The sequence below is a fragment of the Flectobacillus roseus genome (assembly GCF_030056595.1).
Taxonomy (GTDB): domain Bacteria; phylum Bacteroidota; class Bacteroidia; order Cytophagales; family Spirosomataceae; genus Flectobacillus; species Flectobacillus roseus.
The window spans coordinates 40,443-62,556 of sequence record NZ_JASHIF010000008.1 but is presented as its reverse complement, the minus strand read 5'-3'; the positions used below and the strand labels follow the sequence as shown (position 1 = coordinate 62,556).

The window sequence follows — 22,114 nt, the reverse complement described above, 5'->3', positions numbered from 1 at the left end:
TGAAAGAGGAAAATTATTGAAAAGGTGACAAGCTCGTTTTGTGATACTATTTTTTGATAATCGTAAACTCTACTCGTCTATTCAATTTTCTTCTTTCTTCTGTGGCATTACTTGCAATAGGTCTTGTTTGCCCCCAACCTTTGGTCTGTATTCTATCTGCCAGAATACCTTGGCTAACGAGGTATTTTTTAGCATTTTTTACTCGATCTTCCGAAAGTTGAAGATTTAGTTGAAAGTCACCAAGGTTGTCGGTATGTCCTTCAAAGAGAATTTCTAGTGTCGGAATTTCTTTCATAGCCTGAGCAATTCTATCCAAATCGCGAAGAGCGGCCTCTGGTAATTCTGCTTTTCCTTGACTAAAAGTTAAGCTGTTGAGAATACCTTTATTCCCCACCTCTAGTGGAAGAAGATAGAAGTTCTTCTTAATTTCTTTAAATTCATTTTCGTTCGTTAAATCAAAATAATCAGTGATGGTTAAATATCCTTTTTTGACAGGGACAATTTCATATTGCTGGTGTAATGGCAGAATTATTTTGAATAACCCCAGACTTGGATTAAAATGGGTTGAATTCTTTTTCTTATAGTTTTTATTGGTGTACCATTCGACTTCACATTCTACCGCTTTCTGATCTGAGGTTGAGAGAATTTCTCCCATAAGTACCCACACTGGCTCAGGCTGTTTGTCTTCTGGTAAAAGTAGTCTAAAAATATCTTCCTTTTGCGAACTACCCTCGTATGTACACATATAGGCGTATTCGCCTGAAGCAGGAATGGTGAAGAATCCATCCCAATTTGGGGTATTAATTCCTTCTCCTAAATTCTGAGGCTCAGACCAATTAAGCCACGTTTCGTCTAGTCGGGTGGATTTAAAAATATCATTATCCCCAAACCCAGAAAAACCTCTAGTCGAAAAGTATAAAGTTTTACCGTCCGCCGCAATAAATGGCGTTACATCATGTTCACTTGAATTAAGCGTGTTTCCCATATGTCGCGGTTCAGTCCATTCTTCATTATTTTTCTTGAAAGAAACATACAAATCCCTTTTTCCTTTGGTAGTCATACGTTGAACAGACATCACCATTACACGACCATCTGCTGAAACGGCAAACTCTGCATTGGGGCTATAATTATAAAAGTTGTCAATTTTAACTTCCTCTGGGAATGACCAACCGTTTGGCGTTCGTTTAGAGCGGGAGATACCTGGCGCTAATTTCCCGTCTTTTTGATATTTGTTCATCAACAAAACTTCTCTGCCATCAGAAGAAACGGCAAATACGGCATTGTTGTCATCGGTATTTAATGGAATGCCAAGATTTTGAGCCTTCGACCAAGTGCCGTCGCTATTTTTGGTACTGTACCAGATATCTTGATCTTTTTCTTTACCAAATAAGCTGATATAATTACGGGTATAGTAAAGTGTTTTTCCATCGCTGGAAATGACAGGCGCAAACTCAGGGTTTTTGGAGTTGATGGTTTTTCCTAAATTTTCACGAATAACTTTTTTGGGAGCATCAGAGGCTACTTTCACATACTGATTAACCACCTGAGCACTACTAGAAATACCTATGGCTTCAATTTGTTTGGAAGTTTTCAACGCACTCTTCCGTAGTACAAGTCGAATGGCTTGAACTTTGTATTCTGTCATTTTGGGTAAAATAACATTGAATAATTTATCCTTTCCAGGAATTAGAGAAGCGTCTTCTGATATTTCAAAAAGGAGATGTTCTTTCGAAAGGGCGTCAATGGCCCATACTTGTGCAATCGAACCTTGAGGCATCAATTCTGATACCATCACTTGTTTGATACTGAAAGCTGTATCAAATTTCATGGCTAAGGATTCAAATTCGGAAGTAATGGGGGAAAACTTTAAGGTCGTAGTTGCTGTTTTGGCACGTAGAGGTAAAACAAATTCAGACGAATACTCGATGACAGTATTAGCCCATTTGATAGTTTGTGATGATGCTTCTTGGGTGAATATGAACAGTGTAACTACTAGAGCAAAACGAAAAAAGAGAGTATTAACCATAATATTAAATTAGTTAAACTCTCTTTTACAAAAATAATACCAGAAAGGAGCTTAGATTTTGACAATCGTCACCTCAACTCTTCTATTAAGCTTTCGTTTTTCTTCCGAATTGTTGCTTGCTACAGGTCTTGTAGAGCCATAGCCTTGGACTTGGATGCGTTTTTCTTCAATACCATTTTTGACAAGGTAGCCTTTCACTTCGGTGACACGTTGCTTCGAAAGCTTTAAGTTTTCGTTCCAATCTCCTTGATTATCAGTATGTCCTTCGAGCATAATTTCCATTTTGGGATTTTCTCTCATGGTTGCCACAATATGATTTAACTCTTGGAAGGAGGCGGGCAATAATTCGTATTTACTTTGTTCAAAAAACACACTGTTGAGCGTAATTTTTTGTCCAGCAGCAATAGGGAATAGGAATAAATTCTTTTTGACTTCATGAAAATCTTTTTCATTCTCAAAATCAAGTACTTCTGAGGATGATAGATAGCCTTTTTGTGAGGCAGAAATCGTATACTTTTTCTTGGTTGGAAGCATAAACTTATAGTCCCCCGTAGCTGGGTCAAACGTTACACATACCGTATCTCCGTCCATCGTAGACTGTACTTTCACCTTGGCACCAACAGGCTTTTTATCAGCAGAATTGTACACCCCACCCGACACTTGTACGACTACTTCAGGTTTGATTGCCTCAGGAATTTTCAATTTGAAGATATCTTCTTCTCCGAGTGATTTTTCTTGAGAAGAAAAATACCCATAATCACCTACGGCAGAAATTGTAAAATATCCATCCCATTCAGAGGTATTAATCATCGGACCAAGATTCTGTGGTTCTGACCATTTTGTCCAAGAATCATCTAGTCTTCTTGTAACAAAAAGATCGTTGTTGCCGTAGCCAGGGAAACCTTTCGTGGAGAAATACAAGGTTTTAGAATCCGCTGCGATAAAAGGCATTCCTTCATCTTCGGCGGTATTGACACTTTTTCCCAAGTTGACGGGTCTAGACCATGATTTGTTATCTTGTAAAAAGCTTACATACAAATCTTTACCTCCTTCAGTATCGTCCAATTGTGCTGAAATAAGGAGAATTCGACCATTGGGAGCTATGGAATATTCGGCATATTCAGACTTGTTTTTGAAGTCGATAATTGCTACCTGCTCAGGAAATCCCCAGCCTGAAGCTGTCTTCTGAGAAATAGAAATCCCTTTACTCATTTCGCCATTGGGCATATACACATTGTTGAGCAACAAGGTTTTACCATCAGGGTAAATGGCACAAATAGCGTTGTGCTCCGAGTTGTTTATGGGTTCAGGAAAAGGTTTGGCTGGTCCCCATGTTTTGTCGGCTTGAAGCTCAGAAAACCAAATATCTTGCTTTTTGGCATAACCCACATTGGCTGGGTGTTTCCAACGAGTATAATACAAGGTTTTTCCATCGGGAGCAATCACAGGCGCTAATTCACGAAATTCTGAATTCACATTTTTCCCTAAATTTTCTTTCACAATCTGACTTGGCATATTGTTGGCCAAATTGATGAAGGCTTTGATGGGCTGGTCAGACTGCGAAATAGCAATAGCATCAATTTGATTCCATCCTTTTACTTTTGAAGTATTAAGACTTACTCTCACCGAACGAACTTTGAATGTTGTCATTTGATTAAGTATCAAATTCAGCATTTTACCGAGTTCATTTGTGGGAGGGGTATTATTGATCCAGATAGGATGGATATTATTATTTTCATCAAAAACATCAACATGTGTGATAGCACCCTGACCAAAGTTTTCGGCAATTGCAATTTGGCGGACTGGCATGAGGGTATCAAAACTAACGATGATGAATTCCTCGTTGATAGAATTATTTTGGGTCATGGGTTGCCACGCACAAACCGAATAGCCCACTTGAGGTAGTTTGTTGGGTTTTCCTAAAACTTGTATTGCACGATTTTCTTTGGTAGTTTCTTTGTCTGCATACTCGCTCGAGAATGCCACGACTTTACTGGCCCAAAATGTTTTTTGTGCAAAAAGAGGAAGATTTATAAATGCAAATAGTATAAGCAAACAGACTCTATTCATAGATAATCATGAAGACGAAGAGGCTTCGATATTTAATGACTTTGGCGTAACCTTAAAAACTGTGCCAAGGTTGTACATCTAAGAGGTAAAGTTAATGTAAAAAAACTTTTATTATGCTAAAATGATATAATTCTGCGAGGGATTTAACTATTTTTAATGGAATGCGGAAAGATAAAACGAAAATAGATTTTCCGAAAAGAACGGCTTAAATGAAGATAGAAGGATAAGGAAGTTTTTGCTGAGTAATGATGCTATTGAGGTATGATTGTTTTGGGAGGAATGCTTTGACGAGAAATTAGCTTGAAGATTATAACTTAGTCGTATGTGCTAGGCTTGAGCTTACGGCATAAAGCCTAGCGCATACGACTGATAGACTATATCTGAATATTTTTCAAATTCGCAATTGTTGCTTGTGGGTCTGGAGCGTTAAAAACAAAGCTTCCTGCTACTAAGGCGTCGGCACCTGCCTCAATCAACTTAGTACCAGTTTCTTGATTTACTCCACCGTCGATTTCAATAATCGTATTCAAACCTCTTGAATCAATCATTTGACGCAAACGACGAACTTTATCATACGTAGATTCAATAAATTTCTGACCACCAAAGCCAGGGTTTACCGACATCAACAATACCATATCACAGTCAGGTAAAATTTCATCAAGTACCGAAAGCGAAGTGCCAGGGTTTAATACCACACCAGCGACACATCCCAATGATTTGATTTGTTGTAATGTACGGTGAATGTGCGTACAAGCTTCATAGTGAACGGTAATATTGGTTGCACCGATTCTTTTGAATTCCTCCAAATATCTATCAGGTTTTTCAATCATCAAGTGTACGTCCAAAGGTTTTTTTGCATGACGATTAATGGCCTCAATTACAGGCATACCAAAAGAAATATTTGGCACAAAAGCACCGTCCATCACGTCGATATGAAACCAGTCTGCTTGCGAGTTGTTGACCATTTCTACATCTCGCTGAAGATTCGCAAAATCCGCCGCTAATACCGACGGAGCAATAATGATATTTTTCATGCCGCAAAATTAAAGGAATCTTGTGCAGGAAAAAAGAAAAAAGCGGTATTATCGAATGAGATAAAGGGCAGAAAGGGTGACTTGCGTTAGACGATAGCCTTCGCCCATAGGTCTTGGAGCTGTCCATACGTTGGCAGAGGTTTGAAAGATTGCTTCCATTCTCAAATGTTTCTGGATTTTAAGACCAATCCCTAAGTTTCCTCCGAAATCATACGTTTTTTGAGAGGTTGTATAGGTAAATTCTCGCTCGAGCTGATAGCTGGTATAAGGACCAACAACACAATAGGCTTTGGAATCGCCAAGATTAATTTTTGCTAATAATGAAAAGTCAATATAGGGAGATTGAAAGGTAATTCCTCTTCTTTTAAACCCTTTTTTCGTGTATAAAATTTCGGGACTTAACAGTACATCACTAGTCAATGGGAGTTGACCAAAAACGCCAAAATGGTAAGTATAAATATTATTGTTGGGATCATTCAATAGGCCTGTTCCTGCATGTGAGGTGGCATTGCCACCTGCTTTTACCCCAAAATTGACACCATCTTGCGTGAAAGCAGTCCAACAGACTCCGAGGAGGCAATAGATCAGTATAAATTTTTTCATAAGGATTTTTATTTTCTACTTGGCACTAAACATAAAAGGTTCGAACAAAAGTATTTTCAAAGGTCTTGTAATCAGCACTTCTCTCATGATTAAGCCTTTTTGCTTAAAGTATTTGAAGCAAAAATCTGATTTTTGAATTATCTTGGTCAAAAATTAGACCGAAAACATGAATCTATCTCAAAAAATAGATTTTACTAGAAATATACGAAAATGAGTCCGCAAGAACAGATTAATTTCCTTACAGATCAGATAAATTATCACAATCATTTGTATTACATGAAGTCAGAAACAGAAATTTCTGACTTTGACTTTGATCAATTGCTTGTTCAGTTAAGAGCTTTGGAAGAGCAATACCCCGATTTAGTGCGTGAGGATTCGCCCACACACAGAGTGGGAGGGACTATTTCAAAAGAATTCGAATCTGTAACGCATCGTTTTCCGATGCTTTCTTTAGGGAATACCTACAATGAACAGGAGCTTTTGGATTTTGATGAACGAGTACAAAAAGGATTGGAAGGACAATCTTACGAGTATATCTGTGAGTTGAAGTTTGATGGCGTGGCTCTATCAGTTTGGTACGAAAACGGAATCATTACTCGTGGTGTGACCCGTGGTGATGGCGTTCGTGGCGATGATATTACGGCCAACGTAAAAACGATAAGAACATTACCTTTGAAAGTAATGGCAAACGAACTCCCAGCGCAATTTGAGGTTCGTGGAGAAGGGTTTTTACCTTTGGCGTCATTTGAAGCAATCAATAAAGAAAGGGAAGACATTGGCGAAGCTTTATTGGCAAATCCAAGAAATGCGGCCTCGGGTACTTTCAAAATGCAAGATTCTTCCGTGGTTGCCAAAAGAAAACTAGATTTTTATGTATATCAATTTTTGTCTGAAGAAACGGTTTTTGATACACATGAAGAAAGTTTACATTGGTTACATTCAGTTGGGTTTAATGTTTCTGATACTTGGGAAAAGCACGATACCATTCAAGGCGTTTTAGGATTTATTGAAAAATGGGAAGAAAAACGTCATGAATTGCCCTTAAATACGGATGGGATTGTTATTAAAATCAACTCTTTTGCCCAGCGCGAAGAATTGGGTTTTACGGCAAAGTCACCAAGATGGGCAATTGCCTATAAGTACAAGGCAGAATCTGCCACTACAACGCTAGAGTCGGTAAGCTATCAAGTGGGTCGTACAGGAAATATTACGCCTGTAGCCAACTTAAAACCCGTTTTGTTGGCAGGAACAGTTGTAAAGCGTGCTAGTGTTCACAATGCTAATGAAATAGAGCGTTTGGATTTGCATATTGGCGATACGGTTTTTGTTGAAAAAGGAGGAGAGATTATTCCGAAAATTACTGGTGTAGATATGAGCAAGAGAACCGAGGCACTCGAAGCCGTTCATTTTCCGCACCTCTGCCCAGAATGTAATACCGAACTGATTCGCAAAGAAGGAGAAGCCAATCACTATTGTCCGAATGAAAAAGGCTGTCCTCCGCAAATCAAAGGCAAAATCGAGCATTATATTCAGCGTAAAGCGATGAATATAGAAAATATTGGATCCGAAACGATTGATACTTTTTATACAAAAGGGTTACTTAAAAGTCCTGCCGATTTGTATGATTTGAAATACGAGGATATTCAAGGAATGGAAGGGTTTAAAGATAAATCTATCAAAAATATTCTTTCTGGCATTGAAAAATCTAAAGAGATTCCATTCAAACAAGTATTGTTTGCCATAGGCATTCGTTTTGTAGGGGCAACGGTGGCAGAAAAACTTACCGCACATTTCTTGACTATTGAGGCGCTTGCTGAAGCTACTTATGAGCAGTTGATTGAAGTGCCAGAGATTGGCGACAGAATTGCCCAGAGTATTATTGCTTACTTTGCCGATGCTGACAATCGCCAGTTTATTGCCCGTTTGCAACAAGCAGGATTACAATTTGAGCACATTCCTACTGAAATTGTTGTCGAAGGAAACACTTTGGAAGGAAAATCTTTTGTAATTTCGGGTGTTTTTCAAAATTTTGGAAGAGATGAGCTGAAAGTAAAGATAGAAGCCAACGGAGGTAAAGTACTCAGTGGGGTATCTAAAAAGCTTGATTTCTTGCTAGCAGGCGCTGAAGCGGGTCCTTCAAAAATTGAAAAAGCACAAAAAATGGGTGTAGCTATTATTTCTGAGGAGGATTTCTTAGGAATGCTTGAAGCCTAAAAACGAGAATTTTATTAAAATTTCTGGGGTATTGAAAACAATACTCTACCAAACTCAAATCAATTATAATGAGACCAAAATTTCATGGTGTAGCTCCCGCATTAGTAACGCCAATGCATGAGGATGGGAGTATTAACTACGATGGGTTAAAATCTTTAATCCAACACGTAAGCGACGGAGGTGTAGATTATTTGGTTGTTCAGGGAACAACAGGTGAGTCAGCAACAACTTCTAAAGACGAGAAGAAACGTATATTGGAATTTGTCAAGGAACACAACTACAAGAACCTTCCAATCGTGTACGGTGTAGGTGGAAACAACACGCCTGAAGTGGTCAAATATTTGAAGGAAGTAGATTTGACAGGTGTAGACGCTATCTTGTCAGTATGTCCATATTATAACAAACCTGGCGCTCGTGGTGTGATTGCACACTATACTGCCATTGCAGATGCTTCGCCAGTTCCTGTGATTATGTATAATATTCCAGGTCGTACAGGTATTAATATGTCTGCATCAACAACCTTGACGTTGGCTCAGCATCCAAACATTATCGGTATCAAAGAAGCATCTTGTATTATCGAACAATGTATGGAAATCTACAAAGGAAAGCCTGAGGACTTCTTGTTGATTTCAGGCGATGACGTGCAGGCGGTTCCAATTATTGCTTGTGGTGGTGTGGGTGTTATGTCGGTTATCGCTAATGCTATTCCTACCAAATTTACTAACATGATTCACGCTGCATTGGATGGTGATTTCAAAGGTGCTCGCGATGTTTTGGGTGATTTCTTGGCGATTGACCCATTGTTGTACGAAGAGGGTAATCCAGTAGGAGTGAAGAAGATTCTTGAAATTAAAGGTCTTGCAGAATCTCACGTTCGATTGCCACTTGTGAAAGCTTCGGAAGAACTAGGCGAAAGAATGAAAGTGGTTTTGGCCAACGATAACTTGTAATATTTTTGTCGCCTCATGCTTTTGCTTGGGGCGATTTTATTTTGTAAATGTTGAGTAGTGAGCTGTGTGTGAGTTTACCAAATGCTTTTTTACTTAAGGCCTACGGCTTACAGCTTACAGCTCTATCATGTAATAACATTTTGTTACCTATAAATAAAAATTAACTATGTTCGTTCATATTGTAAACTTCTGGTTGAAACCAGATTTGTCGGTTGAAGACCGTCAGAAATTTGTAGAAGGGGTAAGTTCACTTGGAACTATTGAAGGTTTGGTAACTTTTAATGTAGGTACACCTGCTGACACCGACCGTCCTGTGATTGATAGAAGCTACGATTATAACCTTTTAACAGTTTTTAACAACATAGAAGGACACGATAAATACCAAGTTGATCCAATCCACCTTAAATTTGTGGACGAATGTAAACATCTCTGGGATAGAGTACTAATTTATGATGCAGAAAGTATTTAATAATTCAATTCTAAAAGGGCTGGCTTCGATATTATTTATCGGCTTAGTGTTGTCTTGTAACAAACCACCCTCAACGAGTTCTTACTATCGTCCGAATTATGAAAGAGGAGGTTATGATTCTGGTGTTGGCTTAAATTTTGGTATAGATGAAAAATATCCTATCGAGATTTTGCAAGGAACAGACAAACCTGCAAATGCTTTTGAGGAGATAGAAAACCTGAAAATTGAGGGTGAATATCCGCTTACAACTGACCAAGAATATAAAGGTCGTATGTTGAAAAGAGGAAATGATGAGCAACAAAAAAGAGACTTGTTGAAGCAAATGGTTGAAAAGGCACAGGATTTAGGCGCAAGTGGCTTAATGAATGTGAATTATAAAGTGTTCTCTACTGCTACAACATCAGGCTATATTTTGACAGGAAAAGCTTTCCGATATGTCATAAAACCGCAACCAAAGCCTGCTAAAAATTACTAGAAGTCTTTATTTTTTTGAATGAATGGTGATTTAGAGAATGAGTGATTATTTTAATATGAGTTTTAAAATAATCACTCATTCTCTAAATTAGAGATAACATAATTACCCTATCTTATTTACAAAAATTATATGCTGCTGATAAATGGTTCTTTTTACCAGTTTCAAAAATCGTATGTTTCTGATAAACTTTTCCTTTTAAAACATCATTCATAAAGGTTAGGATATACGCTTGATTTTTATTGAAAAGTTCGGCGCTATATTCATGCCCACCTCCACAATACGTGTACAAGTGTGTCATTCCTTTCATGCTTTTCAGGTGATTGAAAATGGAATAAGACCCAAACAGCATCAACCAACCCGATGAATTTACAGGGCAATAATGATGAGCAGCAGTTCCGTAAGGCACTGTTACATCTCCATTGCCATGAAAGAACAACATGGGCAGTTTATTTTCTTTGGTGATTAAATTCAAATCCATGATAGCTCCAGCACCAGAGATTAATCCTGCATATTTGAATCCTTCAGGAAGCGTTTTTCCGTACATCTTCATCAAATTCTGATTCCAAAAAGTGGCATGTAAAATAGTTTCCCCCCCCGCACTCGAGCCTGCAATAAAGATTTTAGCAGGGTCGATATGATATGAATCAGCCTTATCAATAAAAAATAGAGTAGAAAGCCATAAGTCATTCACCCCAAAATTAAACGCTTTTATTTTTTCTGGTAAAATACCGTCACAGCTAAACTTTTTGTTTTTCATGTATAAGGTATAGCTGATGGTTGCTGCAGCGTAGCCGTTCTGAGCCATGAATTTACAGAAAGCAAATCCGCCATCACGCGAGCCCCCAGAGAAACCTCCGCCATGTACAAAAATGACTAATGGAAGTTTTTCAGAAGATGATGCTTTTTCAGGAAGAAATAGGTCTAAGTCCAAACGCAGGGTATCGTTTTTATAATATGTCAAAGTTTGCTGTTTTTGAGCAAAGCTCTGGACGCCACAAAGAAATAGAAATGCTAAGATTAAATGTTTTTGGATTTTCATATGATGTACTGATTTTAGGTTATTCTGCAAGACTTTGCTTTAAGGTCAAATATACCAGCTTTTTTAGAAAGCCTTTCCCTGATTTACCCCAACATATACCAAACATTAACTAAAATAATTTCAGATCAAGATTGTTTGTTAGACACTTAATTAATTAACTGTGAAGGCTTTGAGTAGTTTTTGGGTGTTTGAAGAATGAAAACTTCGAATTTAATAAATAAACAAATGCTTACGCAAATGGAGCATAACAGTATTGAGGTAATTGGGTAATACCTTCTCTATCTATTGCATTATTTGGCTAACTGCCTTACCGTATATACCTCTGTTTCTTGTTCTCTACCTCTTAAAATCACCTTGTCGGCAAGGGTAATTTCGTACTTTTTATGCGTACTTGTCCAATTTTTGATATTTGCCGAAACCAAAATGTCAACGTTATATTGGCTACAAAGGCCCATGATTCTGGCACAAGTATTCAGCACGTCGCCGTGATAAACAATACATTTTTTCATTGATTTGATGACGGTTGCGGTAACAGTTCCTTCATGGATAGCAGCCCTAAAATGGGGTACTTCTCCGTACTTCTCCATGAACTCTTCTTTTTTACTTTCGATGGCTCGACAAAAATCAAAATATAAATGGATGGGTGCGGCGGTTTTACTGGCAAAATCACGTTGCCAAAACAAAACGGCTTCGTCGCCCACAAATTGATACAAATTTGCCTTGTGCTGATACAGGCAGTTGGTCAATAGGGCAAAACATTCGTCAACCAATTGGCTGTATGCTTTATGTCCGAGTTTTTCGGCTAAACGAGTAGAGGATTTTAAATCTATAAAAATAAAGGTTAAGTCTTCTTCTTGGGGTTGTTTGTATCGACCCACGAGCGAGTCTAAAATGGCAGCAGGTTCGAGGTACTCGGTAGCGGCTTCCCACATATTGAGGGCAATACTGAATACCAGTAAATAAATGAAAATAGCAATAAAAGTATCGCTTTTGATAAAATTAGGAAGGTCGTTGAATACCTTTTCTATCGGAACGTTTCTATTTTCTAAAAGAATAAATAAGCAAATTTCGCCCAAAATGATGGTAGCGACAATTAAACTATATTTATAAAGTACAAATTTTAGGAATGAATATTTTGTCCATTTTTCAAATAAAACCAATTCGGCTATTCCGATGACAAGCGATATAACAAAGCCAATGGCCATACTTAGTGGAACAATCACAAAACGAGAGCTTTGTTTAATCAGAAGGATTTCTTCTGTACCCAATAATTTTACGTAAAAGAATAATCCAATTCCGGCGGTGTATAAAGCCGAAAGTATCAGTATCGTGATGATTTTGTGGTAAAGGATTTCAACATTTGTCATACAACAAGTTAGCAACTAATACACCCAATCGTGTATCAGTTGCTAATGAAAAGTGAAAATTTTATTTGCCAATTAAATTATTCAGTTCGGCCACGGCTACCAAATAAGATAAGTCGGCGGCATAAAGGTCGGCTTCGGCTTGTGCTAACTGGGCTTGTGCTTCAAGCATTTCTGTGTTAATATTCATGCCTGATGCACTTTTGTCTTGTTGTTCTTTCAACGCATTGTTGCGGTATTTTACTACTTTTTGAGCCACGCCAATCAGGATTTTTGATTGATTTACTTTTCGCCAAGCTTTTTCTACTTCGCTATTCAACTGATTTTTGAGGTAGGAAATATTTTCTTCGGCTTGCTTTACTTGAAACGTTCTTTGGTTCATTACTTCTTTGTTGGTGAAGAGGTCTTGCAAATTCCATTTCAGGTTCAGCCCAACAAAAAAGTTTACCGTTGGTAAAATCGGATTACCGTATTGATACGAGTATCCAGCCACCGCACCTACGTCTGGAATATTGCTTTGTTGTACCGCTTTTACGCCAAGTAATGCTTTTTCCTTTGTAATTTCTGCGATTTGTAAATCAGGATTGGCGGCGGCATCGGCTTTGTATTCGTCTAATACTTTCAGTGATTCACTACGCAAAACAGTATCATTTATTATTAACGAATCTGTCTTGATATTGCTTAGGTAGCTCAAATCGCTGAGATAATCTTGTACTTGCATCGTCAGTTTCATGCTGTTTTGTTCTTCTTCGGCAATACTTGCCTGCAAACCTGCAATACTGGTGCTGATGATTTTTCCTGCATTCAATGCTCCTTCGGCATCATAAAGTTTGGCTTTGGCCAGTGCCAATTTTGCTTTTGATTCCTCTGTTTTTTTCTGAACGATTAATACGCCATAATACAGTTTTTTAATCGACAAACGCAATTGCTGACTGGCTTTGAGCTTTTCTTTTTCGGTTAATCGAATATCAAGACGGTTGAGGTCTAAACCTGTTTTGATTTTCCCTTGCTGGCTAATCGGCTGATATACAGACAAGCCCATGCCATACGTATGGCGTTCGCCAAGGGTAAATTTGCTGCTTTCTTGTGGCAACAATTGCTCTGTACCAGTATTGGTTGTTACCGAGCCAAGTACGCCGGCTGGGATAGACAATTCTGCTAATTTGAAATTGTATTGATAGTTTCCGTCTAAAGAAGCCGCAGGATATTTTCGGATATTATCTTCACGGAGTTTGCTCTTTTTTTCCAGAATTTGCCAATCTTTAATCGTCAGTAATTGATTAGTTTTCATGGCCGATTCTATCAATTGTTGTAGGGAATATGCTTGCTTCGACTGTGCCTTCAAGCCAAAAGCATTCATTAATAAAACGAGTAGCAATAAAATTTTGCTTTTGATATTAAGCTTCATGGGAAACAAGTGTTTTTGAATCTTGTGAAAATTGATTTTTGTCTTTGGGCTTTATCCAACCAATGTACAGTACTGGTACGGTTAGCAATGCCATAATCATACTCCAGACTACCCCAAAAGCGAGTACGCTGGCCAATGGTGCCCACATGGCAGATTTGGAAATAATCATGGGCATTACGCCAATGGCCGCCGCCATAGCCGTAAGGAAAATAGGACGCAAGCGACGTTGGGCAGCAAGGATGGCCGCCGTTTTTATGTCCATGCCTTGTGTTATCAAAATATTGGTATAGTCCACCAAAATAATGGCATTCCGAACTACAATTCCCGACAGGGCAATCAAGCCAATAAAAGCCGTGAAACTAAAGTTGTTTCCTGTGATGTACAAGCCGAAGATTGCTCCAAACAAACTCAAAGGAATGGTTAACATAATGATAAATGCTTCTTTGAGGTTTTTGAATTGGAAAAGTAAGATAAAGAAAATCAGTACTAAACTAATCAGCATGGCACTGACCATATCTACAAATACTTCGTCTTTGTTGGCTTCTTCGCCACCGTATTCAATTCGATAACCACTTGGCAATTGTAATTTTTCGATGTCGTCTTTTATTTCACCCAGCAATTCGGCAGGCAACACATTGGGCATGGTTTCGCTTTGTACCGTTAGGGTTCTTACGCCGTTGCGGTGCATGATTTTACCTGTTTGCCATTGCGGCGTTAAGTCGGCAATTTGTCGAAGGGGTACATCTTCATTGGTTACGGGCGATGTCAGGTAGGTATTTTCTACATCTTGTGCATCTTTTCGGCGGTCTTTATCTAAGCGTAATACAATATTTACAGGATTATTCCCTTCATAAATCGTAGAAATCGGATAACCGCTAAAACCTGTATAAACCATCTGAGCAATACTTGAAGTAGTAAAACCAAGCTTTTGGGCTTCTTCTTTTACTTTAATATCAATGCCATAGCTATCTTCGGCAAAATCATTTCTTACTAAAAAACTTCCCTTGCTTTTCTTCAAAATACTTTCGACCTGACTACCAATATTTTTAAGTTGAGCGATGTCTTCGCCTACAATTCGTACTTCAACGGGAGCAATCAATTGCGAACCTTGTTGCATGAGTTTTACAAAAAAAGTACCTTCTGTAGTAAGGGTTTTTACTTTTTCTCTAAGTTCTTCGCTGAGTTCTTCGGCCGTTTTTTCGTTGGTTGTGTTTACTAAAATAATCCCGTAATTGGTTGTTGGTACTTCTGGGGCGAAATTGTAATAAAATCTTGGTGCCGATGTACCCACAAACGTAGCGAAATCATTGACTCTTTTATCTTTTTTGATAAGTTTTTCAGCTTCTAAAATGACTTCTTGCGTTTTGGCTACTTTTGTGCCTGTGGGCATCCATACTTCTACGATAAACTGATTGCGTTCTGCTGGTGGGAAAAAGAGTTCTCTTACCCCATGAGTCATCAAAAAGTACGCCGCCACTACCGAAATCATACTTCCCAAAATGGTCAGTTTAGGGAATTTAACACACCAGTCTAATGCTACATTGTAGCCATCTTGCATATAGGTCAAGACCGATTTTTTTTCTTTCTTGTGGCTACTTTCTTCGCCATGGTTATGCAAACCTTTTTTGATAAAAGTATAGCACAACAAAGGCGTAAGTACCAACGCCACAAAGTATGAGGCAATGAGGGCAATGGCAACCGTAATGGGCAATGTAAAGATAAATTCACCCGTAGAACCTCTGAGTAAAACCATGGGCATAAACGAGGCAATAATAGTAATGGTAGCCGCCAAAACCGGAATGATGAGGTCGTAGGCACTTCGCCAAGCGGCTTCCCAGCGTTTTACGCCTTCGTCTAATAGTTCTACGTAATTATCAGCAATTACGATGGCATCGTCCACCACCATTCCCAGTACCAAAATCAAAGCTGCCAACGAAACTTGGTGTAATTCTATGCCGATGGTATTCATCAAGGCAAAAGTCAAGGCTACTGTTACGGGTATTGCCATCGCCGCTACCGAGGCAATTCTTAAAGGTAATAACAGAATTACAACTACAATTACCGAAACTATTGCCAAGAAAAACTCTTTGATGAAATGTGAAATATTTTTATCAACCAAAGTAGGTTGCGAAACCAAGGTGGTTACTTTGATATTGGAAGGAATCAACTTTTGGGCTTCTTTAATTTTGGCTTCAACTTCTTTGCCAAAATCTACGATGTTGTTGCCTTCGTGCATTTGGATAGAAAGCAACATGGCTTTGTTGCCATTTACGGTAATGATACTTTCTGGCTCGGCATAATCTCTTTGTAAAGAAGCCACATCGCCCAATTTCACCACTGCCCCAGCCGCAGAATTACCGATGATTTGATTCGCCAAATCGTTTTCGGTGCGGTAGTAGCCACTGGTATAAAGTGAAGTTTCCGCATTTTCGCTTTTTACTTTTCCCGTGGCATTGATGCTATTTTGTGATTGCAACAAATCGGCTACTTGTCCAAGGTTGATGCGATAACGAGATAATTTTTCAGAACTCGACGATACCACAATTTCTTCTTGCTGTTCGCCAATGCGTTTTACTTTTGAAGCCGCAGGCAAAGTACGAATGGCGGCTTCCATTTTTTGGGTATAAGCCTTTAGTTGTTCATACGTGGCACTGTTACTTTCTAAAGCAACTACCATCACTTCGGTATCGCCAAAGTCGGAGTCCACAAGGGGGCCTTGCACGCCTTTGGGTAAGTCCACTTCTTTTGAAATCAGCAACTGATGTCTGAGTTTATTCCAAAAAATATCGGGTTGTTTTACTTTTTCGGTAAGTTCTACATTGATAATCACTATGCCATCTTTGGTAGTAGAATAGGTTTTGGTTTTATCTACTTCTTCGTACTGAAAAAGGTATTGCTCCAGTTTTTTGGTTACTTGGTTTTCTACTTGTACGGGTTTTGCCCCTGGAAAAAGTGCAATCACAAGTCCCTGACGAATCGTCACTTTGGGGTCTTCTCGGCGAGGCATTTCGAGTAATGAATTTACGCCAATGGCAAAGAGCATCAACAAGACCGAGAGCGTAAGATGCTTATATTTAAGTGCTGCTTCTATAAAGTTCATGTGACTAATTATTTTGAAAGGGTGATAAGTGAGCCGTCTGAAAGCTTGGTTTGTCCTGATGTTACTACGGTTTCGCCCAAGGATAGACCAGCAACTATTTCAATTTTGTTGTTGACGATTTTACCGAGGCTCACATTACGTTTGAAAGCCTTGCCCGATGTTTTGTCCACTACATAAACATAGCTTTGGCTATTGGCATCATTACCAATGCAAGAAGAGGGCAATAAAATGCTTTCTTTGCTCTGGTTGTTATTCAATTTTACCTCAGCAATCATCCCCGGACGAATGTGTAATCCTTTGTTTTCTACGGTAATTTTTACGGTAAATGCTCTGGTAGCTGGGTCGGCAACGGCTCCCACTTCGCTTACTTTTCCTTCAAAAGTTTTATCCAATGCACCAATGTAAATCATGGCTTTTTGCCCAATTTTAATATGTTGGAGTTCTGATTCTGGAATAAATGCCGATACAAGTACTTTTTGGATTGATGAAAGTACAAATAGCGGTGTTCCTACGCCCACAATTTCACCCACTTCTGTTTGCTTACTTAGCAAAACGCCACTGATGGGCGAATACAACTTGGTATCTTCTACATTTTTGGCTTGGAGTTTTTGCTGTAATTGGGCTTCTTCCAGCGAAAAAGAAACTTTAGAGAAGTCACTTTCGCTAACGCTTCCTCTTGTACGTAACTGTTTCAAACGATTGTATTCATCGGTAGTGGCATTTACTTGTACGTCCGACAATTGCTTGGCAATCACATAATTACTGGGGTCTAAACTGGCAATTAGTTGTCCTTTTGAAACATTTTGCCCTTCTTTGGTATTGATACTCTTGATTTTACCGCCAACCATAAAACCCAAGCGAACGGTACTTGAGCCTTCAACGCTACCACTGATAGCAATGTCTGTTTTGATACTTGTGTTGGCTACTTGTTCGGTTTTTACAAGAATAGCTGACTCTTTTTGTACTTCTTTAGTTTCGCTGTTGCACGCTAAAAGCAATAGGGCTACAGGCATGATATAAAATTTCATGTGCTTGTGATTTGATAGATTTGATGAATTGATTGTATGGGGTACTATGTATTAGTGCTGAATTATGAGTTGTGAATAAAGTTTTTTTCTAAAAAAGTAATAGCACGCTTTTGGGCATACGCCGTAAGAATTGAGCAAAATAGCTCCTAGAAATGCAGGAGAGATATTTTTCCGAGAACCCATCACTGAATGCTGAAAGTCCAATAGTTGAATTATATTTTACCCATTAATTTAGGCCACAAAATATTGCTCTTGAATAATGATGTTATTTGCCCCCAAGAAAAGGAGTACATTTTTGATTCTTTCTGAAAAAAGAGGATTGCCCGAAATCGTGAAACACATATTGGGAATAGTGTTGGCATTGATGATTGCCTCGATGTTGTCATTTTTCAACAACCCTTTATGTTCGGTGTAATCGGATTCATAACTGATGTACAGCTGAGAATTAAAATGATATTGGAGTATCCCTAATTCTTTTTGAAAATCGTAAAGATGATTGGATGAATAGTAAAGAAGCGAAACCTGAGCATGATTAGCAAGTCTTTCCTTGATCAACGGAAAAACAGAAGCGATTCCTACCTGATGAGCTAAAAAGATATAATGAGTTTCCATGTTTCTATGCCTTTGTGATTGATTAATTACAATGCAAAGCACGCAAGAATTAGGATGAAAACTTTTCAGAAATCTTAAAAAATGAAAAAAGGTTCATTATTTTTTTCCTCTAATAACACTTAAGGTTTGTTGTGTAATACCCAAATAGGAAGCAATATGTCCTAGTGAAGTTCGGTGTAAGATTCCGGGGTTGGTTTCAAGTAGATTGGCGTATCGCTCTTCGGCTGTGTAAAATTGGAGATATTCAAGTTTGAGAGCATAGGCATTGAGGATGTCTAAGGAAACACCGAAAAAGAAGCGTTGAATGCTGGGATATTTGATAAATAAATCTTGCAAATCATCATATTGAATGACTCGAAGTGTTGTTTCCTCCAAAGTTTCCCAGCCATAAGCTTCCTCTTTGTTATAAAAAACACTGTTGAGTGGAGCAGTGAAAGTATCTTCATCAAAAAAGAAATGTGTAATATCTTTTCCTTCCTTGTAGTAATAACAGCGCAATAATCCTCTTTCAACAAAGTAAACCTTTTTTACAAAACTATTGGGTTGTACAACTGTAGTTCCTTTGGCATATATTTCTACCTTGAAAGCATTTGACAATACTTCGTTTTCTTCGTCGGTAAATTTTAGTTTATTATTGAAAAACTGAAGTAAGTCCATTGATAATTGGGATTTGATGTCGTCTTGTCTTTTGTGAATAATATTTAAAATAATAAAAGAGTACCTTGTCCTGTCAATCACGCCAAAGTAACTTTTTATGAACAGAACAAAGATATAGTAGAAACAGGTATAATTTGTTACTCAGCCCAAATAAAGAAAAGGCTTTGGTATTAAGTTAGTGGGCAAAATAGAAATTAATTTTTGAGCTTTCAGCTCTCAGCTTTTGACTTTCAGCTATGGGCATTCGGCAAAAACATATCTATCGTTACAAAAAAATTACCAATCTTTGCCTATTGCCTCAACACACAACTTGAATTTTCTTTTGCATAAGTACATGATGCCTAACTATTTACCTTTCAAGGTGTTGAATGATAGTTGTTCAGGTGGTAGGAGGCAATTTTATTCCTTGAATTACTGGATATAACAAAATAGGCTACAGGTAAAATCCGTAGCCTATCTGTCTCCCAATTTTCAATTCCATTTTTTAATTACCGTAAACTTCAAACTCGCTTAAACCGACGATTGAGTTACTGTTTGGTGTGTTAAAAGCAATGCGTACCAATCCCGCTTTTACTTTTTCTTTAAAAGTATGCGTAAGTAAGGTTTCTTTGCTTACTTGCGTGTGTTGCGTTGATAGGGTTGTCCAATTGATACCATCGTTACTAATTTGAATGCTGTAATCAATAGTTCCATCTTGCGGAAAGGCAAGTTTGATTTCTGTGAGATGGTAGGTATTTTCTAAGTCGATTTGTAACCATGATGATTTGCTACTTCCTTGTGCTTGCCAATAGGTTTGAAGCGAACCGTCGTTTACATAACGCCCTGTATGGCTGGCTTCTTCGCTTGATACCCTGGTTGGGCGGTTGAATACTAAATTCACTTTTCCTTTGCGTTCGGCAGGCACGATGTCGTCAAATTTCACATAAGGACGCTCTGCAATTTTTGGGGTTTTGCTCGCCAAATATACAGGGGCATTTTTAGAAATAATCGTGATAAAAGCATCGGGCAAACCAGCCGAAGAGGCTTTGATAACCGACGTACCAGCATAATGTGAGCGGAACTCAATCGCCGCTTTTCCATCTCTTATGGCAATATTAGATTGATTAGAGAAAGAGATGGATGAACCACCCGGAAACTCGCCTGGGCCAGAAACCAAGGTAAGCGTTACATCGGGCGAATTGCTCAATGCTCTGCCTTGGGCATCCAGTACTGTTACCAACAAATGTACGTCGTCGGTGCCGTCGGCTTGTTGAATCACAGTTTTATCGGCACTCAATTTGAGTTGAGCTGGTGTTCCTGCTACGGTTGGTGCTGGTGGTTCTATGCCTAAGTATGTTTTACGATACCAGTACCATTTGTTTTTTGGAATACGCTGATAATCAATGATTCCCATTTGTCCTAATTGCCCAGCGTGCGTACCATAATCAAAACCCGACCAAATGGCTTGTCCGCTTCTCCATTCAAATTGTGGCTGTGATTCCATATCGCCCCAACCAGCGTCGTATTTACCCGGACGAAAATCAATCACCGAACCATATTCACTTACCACACTGGCCACACCTGGTTTGATAAACAACCTTGCACCGTCGCCATTATAGCCAGCAATATCGCCCAATTTATCAATTTCACCTCGTTGCGAACCACCGATAGCCGCCGCCCGTGTTGGGTCGAGTTCGTGGCTATAAGCTACCAATTCTTTCAAAAGTTCACGTACTTTGGGCATGGTACTTTGATGTGTAAAGAACGGTTCGTTACACATACTCCAAGTAATGATAGAAGGGTGATTGCGATTGACCCGAATCATTTCTCTTAAACTGGTCTTCAAACTTTCGCCAAAAGGCTTGCTATCTTCATCGTAGTAAGGATAAGTACCTGGTCCTTGAAACCAACCACCTTCGCCCGTAGCACCGCCTACGCCCCAAAAGTTATTTTCCGACCAAAACAACATCCCCAATTTATCGCAAGCATCAGCAAAAGCTGGGTCGTGTGGGTAATGCGACCCACGGATAAAGTCGAATCCTGCGTCTTTGATTAATTGTACATCTCGGTAAAAACCTGTATTCGTTACGGCACTCGACCAACCAGCATGGTCTTGGTGTACGTTTGCACCCTTGAAATAATAATGTTCGCCATTCAAGAAAAAGCCTTTGTCGGCTGTCCATTCTACCCATCTGAAACCAAAAGGTGTTTCGTATTGGTCAAGCAAAATTTTACCATTTTCATATAATTTGCTTACCAATTTATACATAAATGGATGTTTTGGATGCCAAAGTTTGGGTTGAGCGATGCTATTACCTGTTTGCTCGAATGTTGCCAAAGTATTGGCAGGAATCGTTTGGGTAGAAGAAAATGTGTCAACCACTTTGCCCGTGGGGTCAAGCACCAACGTGCGAAGCTCTATTTTTTTACTGCTATTACTTTTGTTTTCTACTTCGGTACTTACAGCTACAAGGCCTTCTTTTGCCGAAACTTTAGGCGTTTTTACAAAAGTTCCGTACCATGTAACGTGCGTTGGATTGGTGACAATCAACGAAACGTCACGATAAATCCCCCCTGTAAAATTATGGTCGCCGTTGCGTGGGGCAATTCTCGGACTCCAGTGGTTCGACAAGCGAACAGCAAGGGTATTATCACCTACTTTCAGGGCTTTGGTAATATCTACAGCAAAGCCAGTATAGCCACTTGCGTGTGTACCTACCAATGTACCATTGACAAATATTTCGGCCTCACGGAACGCTCCTTCAAACTCTAAAGCAATGTTTTTATTTTTCCAAGAAGCAGGCACTGTAATCGTTTTACGGTACCAGCCAAAGCCCACATACCAGCGAGCTTCCTGAAAATAGGGCAAGCTAAAATTGTGTGGAAGGTTGATATTTTTCCATGATTTATCGCTGAAAGTGGCTTTTTCGGCTTGAGTTGTATCGCCTAAATAAAACTTCCACGCTCGGTTGATATTGATTTTACTCCTAACCGACTGTGCTTGCAAGTTGCTGCTGAAAAGGCAAAACAATGCCATAAACCCTATGGTTAGGGTAAACTTACTATTACATTTCATCTGTTAATAA

General features: G+C 38.9%; 16 protein-coding genes. 4 read left to right on the top strand and 12 right to left on the bottom strand.

Annotated features, from left to right (window positions below):
* Positions 1–46 precede the first annotated feature (46 nt).
* From QM524_RS09290 to QM524_RS09275, 4 genes are all read right to left on the bottom strand, one after another.
* Positions 47–2,026 (bottom strand): OmpA family protein, encoded by a 1,980-nt coding sequence (locus QM524_RS09290; RefSeq protein ID WP_283344355.1) that lies wholly within the window; start codon positions 2,024–2,026, stop codon positions 47–49.
* Between the two features lie 51 nt (positions 2,027–2,077).
* Complete coding sequence (locus QM524_RS09285) at positions 2,078–4,012, bottom strand: OmpA family protein (protein ID WP_283344354.1); 1,935 nt, start codon at positions 4,010–4,012, stop codon at positions 2,078–2,080.
* Positions 4,013–4,470: 458 nt separating this feature from the next.
* Positions 4,471–5,130 carry a ribulose-phosphate 3-epimerase gene (gene rpe / locus QM524_RS09280; RefSeq protein WP_166578047.1) on the bottom strand — a complete coding sequence of 220 codons (660 nt, stop codon included), beginning with the start codon at positions 5,128–5,130 and terminating at the stop codon, positions 4,471–4,473.
* Positions 5,131–5,178: 48 nt separating this feature from the next.
* Complete coding sequence (locus QM524_RS09275; protein WP_283344353.1) at positions 5,179–5,733, bottom strand: porin family protein; 555 nt, start codon at positions 5,731–5,733, stop codon at positions 5,179–5,181.
* 210 nt (positions 5,734–5,943) lie between these two features.
* Between QM524_RS09275 and ligA the strand changes: the two genes are divergently transcribed.
* The 4 genes from ligA to QM524_RS09255 all read left to right on the top strand — a co-directional run bounded on the left by ligA (position 5,944) and on the right by QM524_RS09255 (position 9,841).
* Positions 5,944–7,947 carry an NAD-dependent DNA ligase LigA gene (gene ligA, locus QM524_RS09270; RefSeq protein WP_283344352.1) on the top strand — a complete coding sequence of 668 codons (2,004 nt, stop codon included), beginning with the start codon at positions 5,944–5,946 and terminating at the stop codon, positions 7,945–7,947.
* 68 nt (positions 7,948–8,015) lie between these two features.
* A complete protein-coding gene (gene dapA, locus QM524_RS09265) occupies positions 8,016–8,897 on the top strand; it encodes a 4-hydroxy-tetrahydrodipicolinate synthase (RefSeq protein ID WP_166578050.1) in 882 nt (293 codons plus the stop codon).
* A 166-nt stretch (positions 8,898–9,063) separates the two neighbouring features.
* Positions 9,064–9,366: a Dabb family protein gene (locus QM524_RS09260; RefSeq protein WP_095164106.1), complete on the top strand. Its 303-nt coding sequence runs from the start codon at positions 9,064–9,066 to the stop codon at positions 9,364–9,366.
* The gene (locus QM524_RS09255) at positions 9,347–9,841 is read left to right on the top strand and encodes a hypothetical protein (RefSeq protein ID WP_283344351.1); all 495 of its coding nucleotides are present in this window, start codon (positions 9,347–9,349) and stop codon (positions 9,839–9,841) included. The genes QM524_RS09260 and QM524_RS09255 overlap by 20 nt, the downstream gene beginning before the upstream one ends.
* A 112-nt stretch (positions 9,842–9,953) precedes the next feature.
* Here QM524_RS09255 and QM524_RS09250 read toward each other — a convergent pair whose 3' ends face one another.
* From QM524_RS09250 to QM524_RS09215, 8 genes are all read right to left on the bottom strand, one after another.
* Entirely contained in the window at positions 9,954–10,880 is a 927-nt protein-coding gene (locus QM524_RS09250) for an alpha/beta hydrolase (RefSeq protein ID WP_283344350.1), read from the bottom strand.
* A 290-nt stretch (positions 10,881–11,170) separates the two neighbouring features.
* Positions 11,171–12,247, bottom strand: coding sequence for an adenylate/guanylate cyclase domain-containing protein (locus QM524_RS09245; protein WP_283344349.1), 1,077 nt, complete (start codon positions 12,245–12,247; stop codon positions 11,171–11,173).
* A gap of 61 nt (positions 12,248–12,308) precedes the next feature.
* Positions 12,309–13,652, bottom strand: a complete 1,344-nt coding sequence (locus QM524_RS09240; RefSeq protein WP_283344348.1) for a TolC family protein — start codon at positions 13,650–13,652, stop codon at positions 12,309–12,311.
* Entirely contained in the window at positions 13,642–16,752 is a 3,111-nt protein-coding gene (locus QM524_RS09235) for an efflux RND transporter permease subunit (protein WP_283344347.1), read from the bottom strand. The genes QM524_RS09240 and QM524_RS09235 overlap by 11 nt, the downstream gene beginning before the upstream one ends.
* Positions 16,753–16,760: 8 nt before the next feature.
* Positions 16,761–17,780 carry an efflux RND transporter periplasmic adaptor subunit gene (locus QM524_RS09230; RefSeq protein WP_283344346.1) on the bottom strand — a complete coding sequence of 340 codons (1,020 nt, stop codon included), beginning with the start codon at positions 17,778–17,780 and terminating at the stop codon, positions 16,761–16,763.
* A gap of 231 nt (positions 17,781–18,011) precedes the next feature.
* Positions 18,012–18,392 (bottom strand): hypothetical protein, encoded by a 381-nt coding sequence (locus QM524_RS09225; RefSeq protein WP_283344345.1) that lies wholly within the window; start codon positions 18,390–18,392, stop codon positions 18,012–18,014.
* 96 nt (positions 18,393–18,488) lie between these two features.
* The gene (locus QM524_RS09220) at positions 18,489–19,049 is read right to left on the bottom strand and encodes a Crp/Fnr family transcriptional regulator (protein WP_283344344.1); all 561 of its coding nucleotides are present in this window, start codon (positions 19,047–19,049) and stop codon (positions 18,489–18,491) included.
* Positions 19,050–19,533: 484 nt separating this feature from the next.
* Positions 19,534–22,104 (bottom strand): glycoside hydrolase family 2 protein, encoded by a 2,571-nt coding sequence (locus QM524_RS09215; protein WP_283344343.1) that lies wholly within the window; start codon positions 22,102–22,104, stop codon positions 19,534–19,536.
* Between the last annotated feature and the right edge of the window lie 10 nt (positions 22,105–22,114).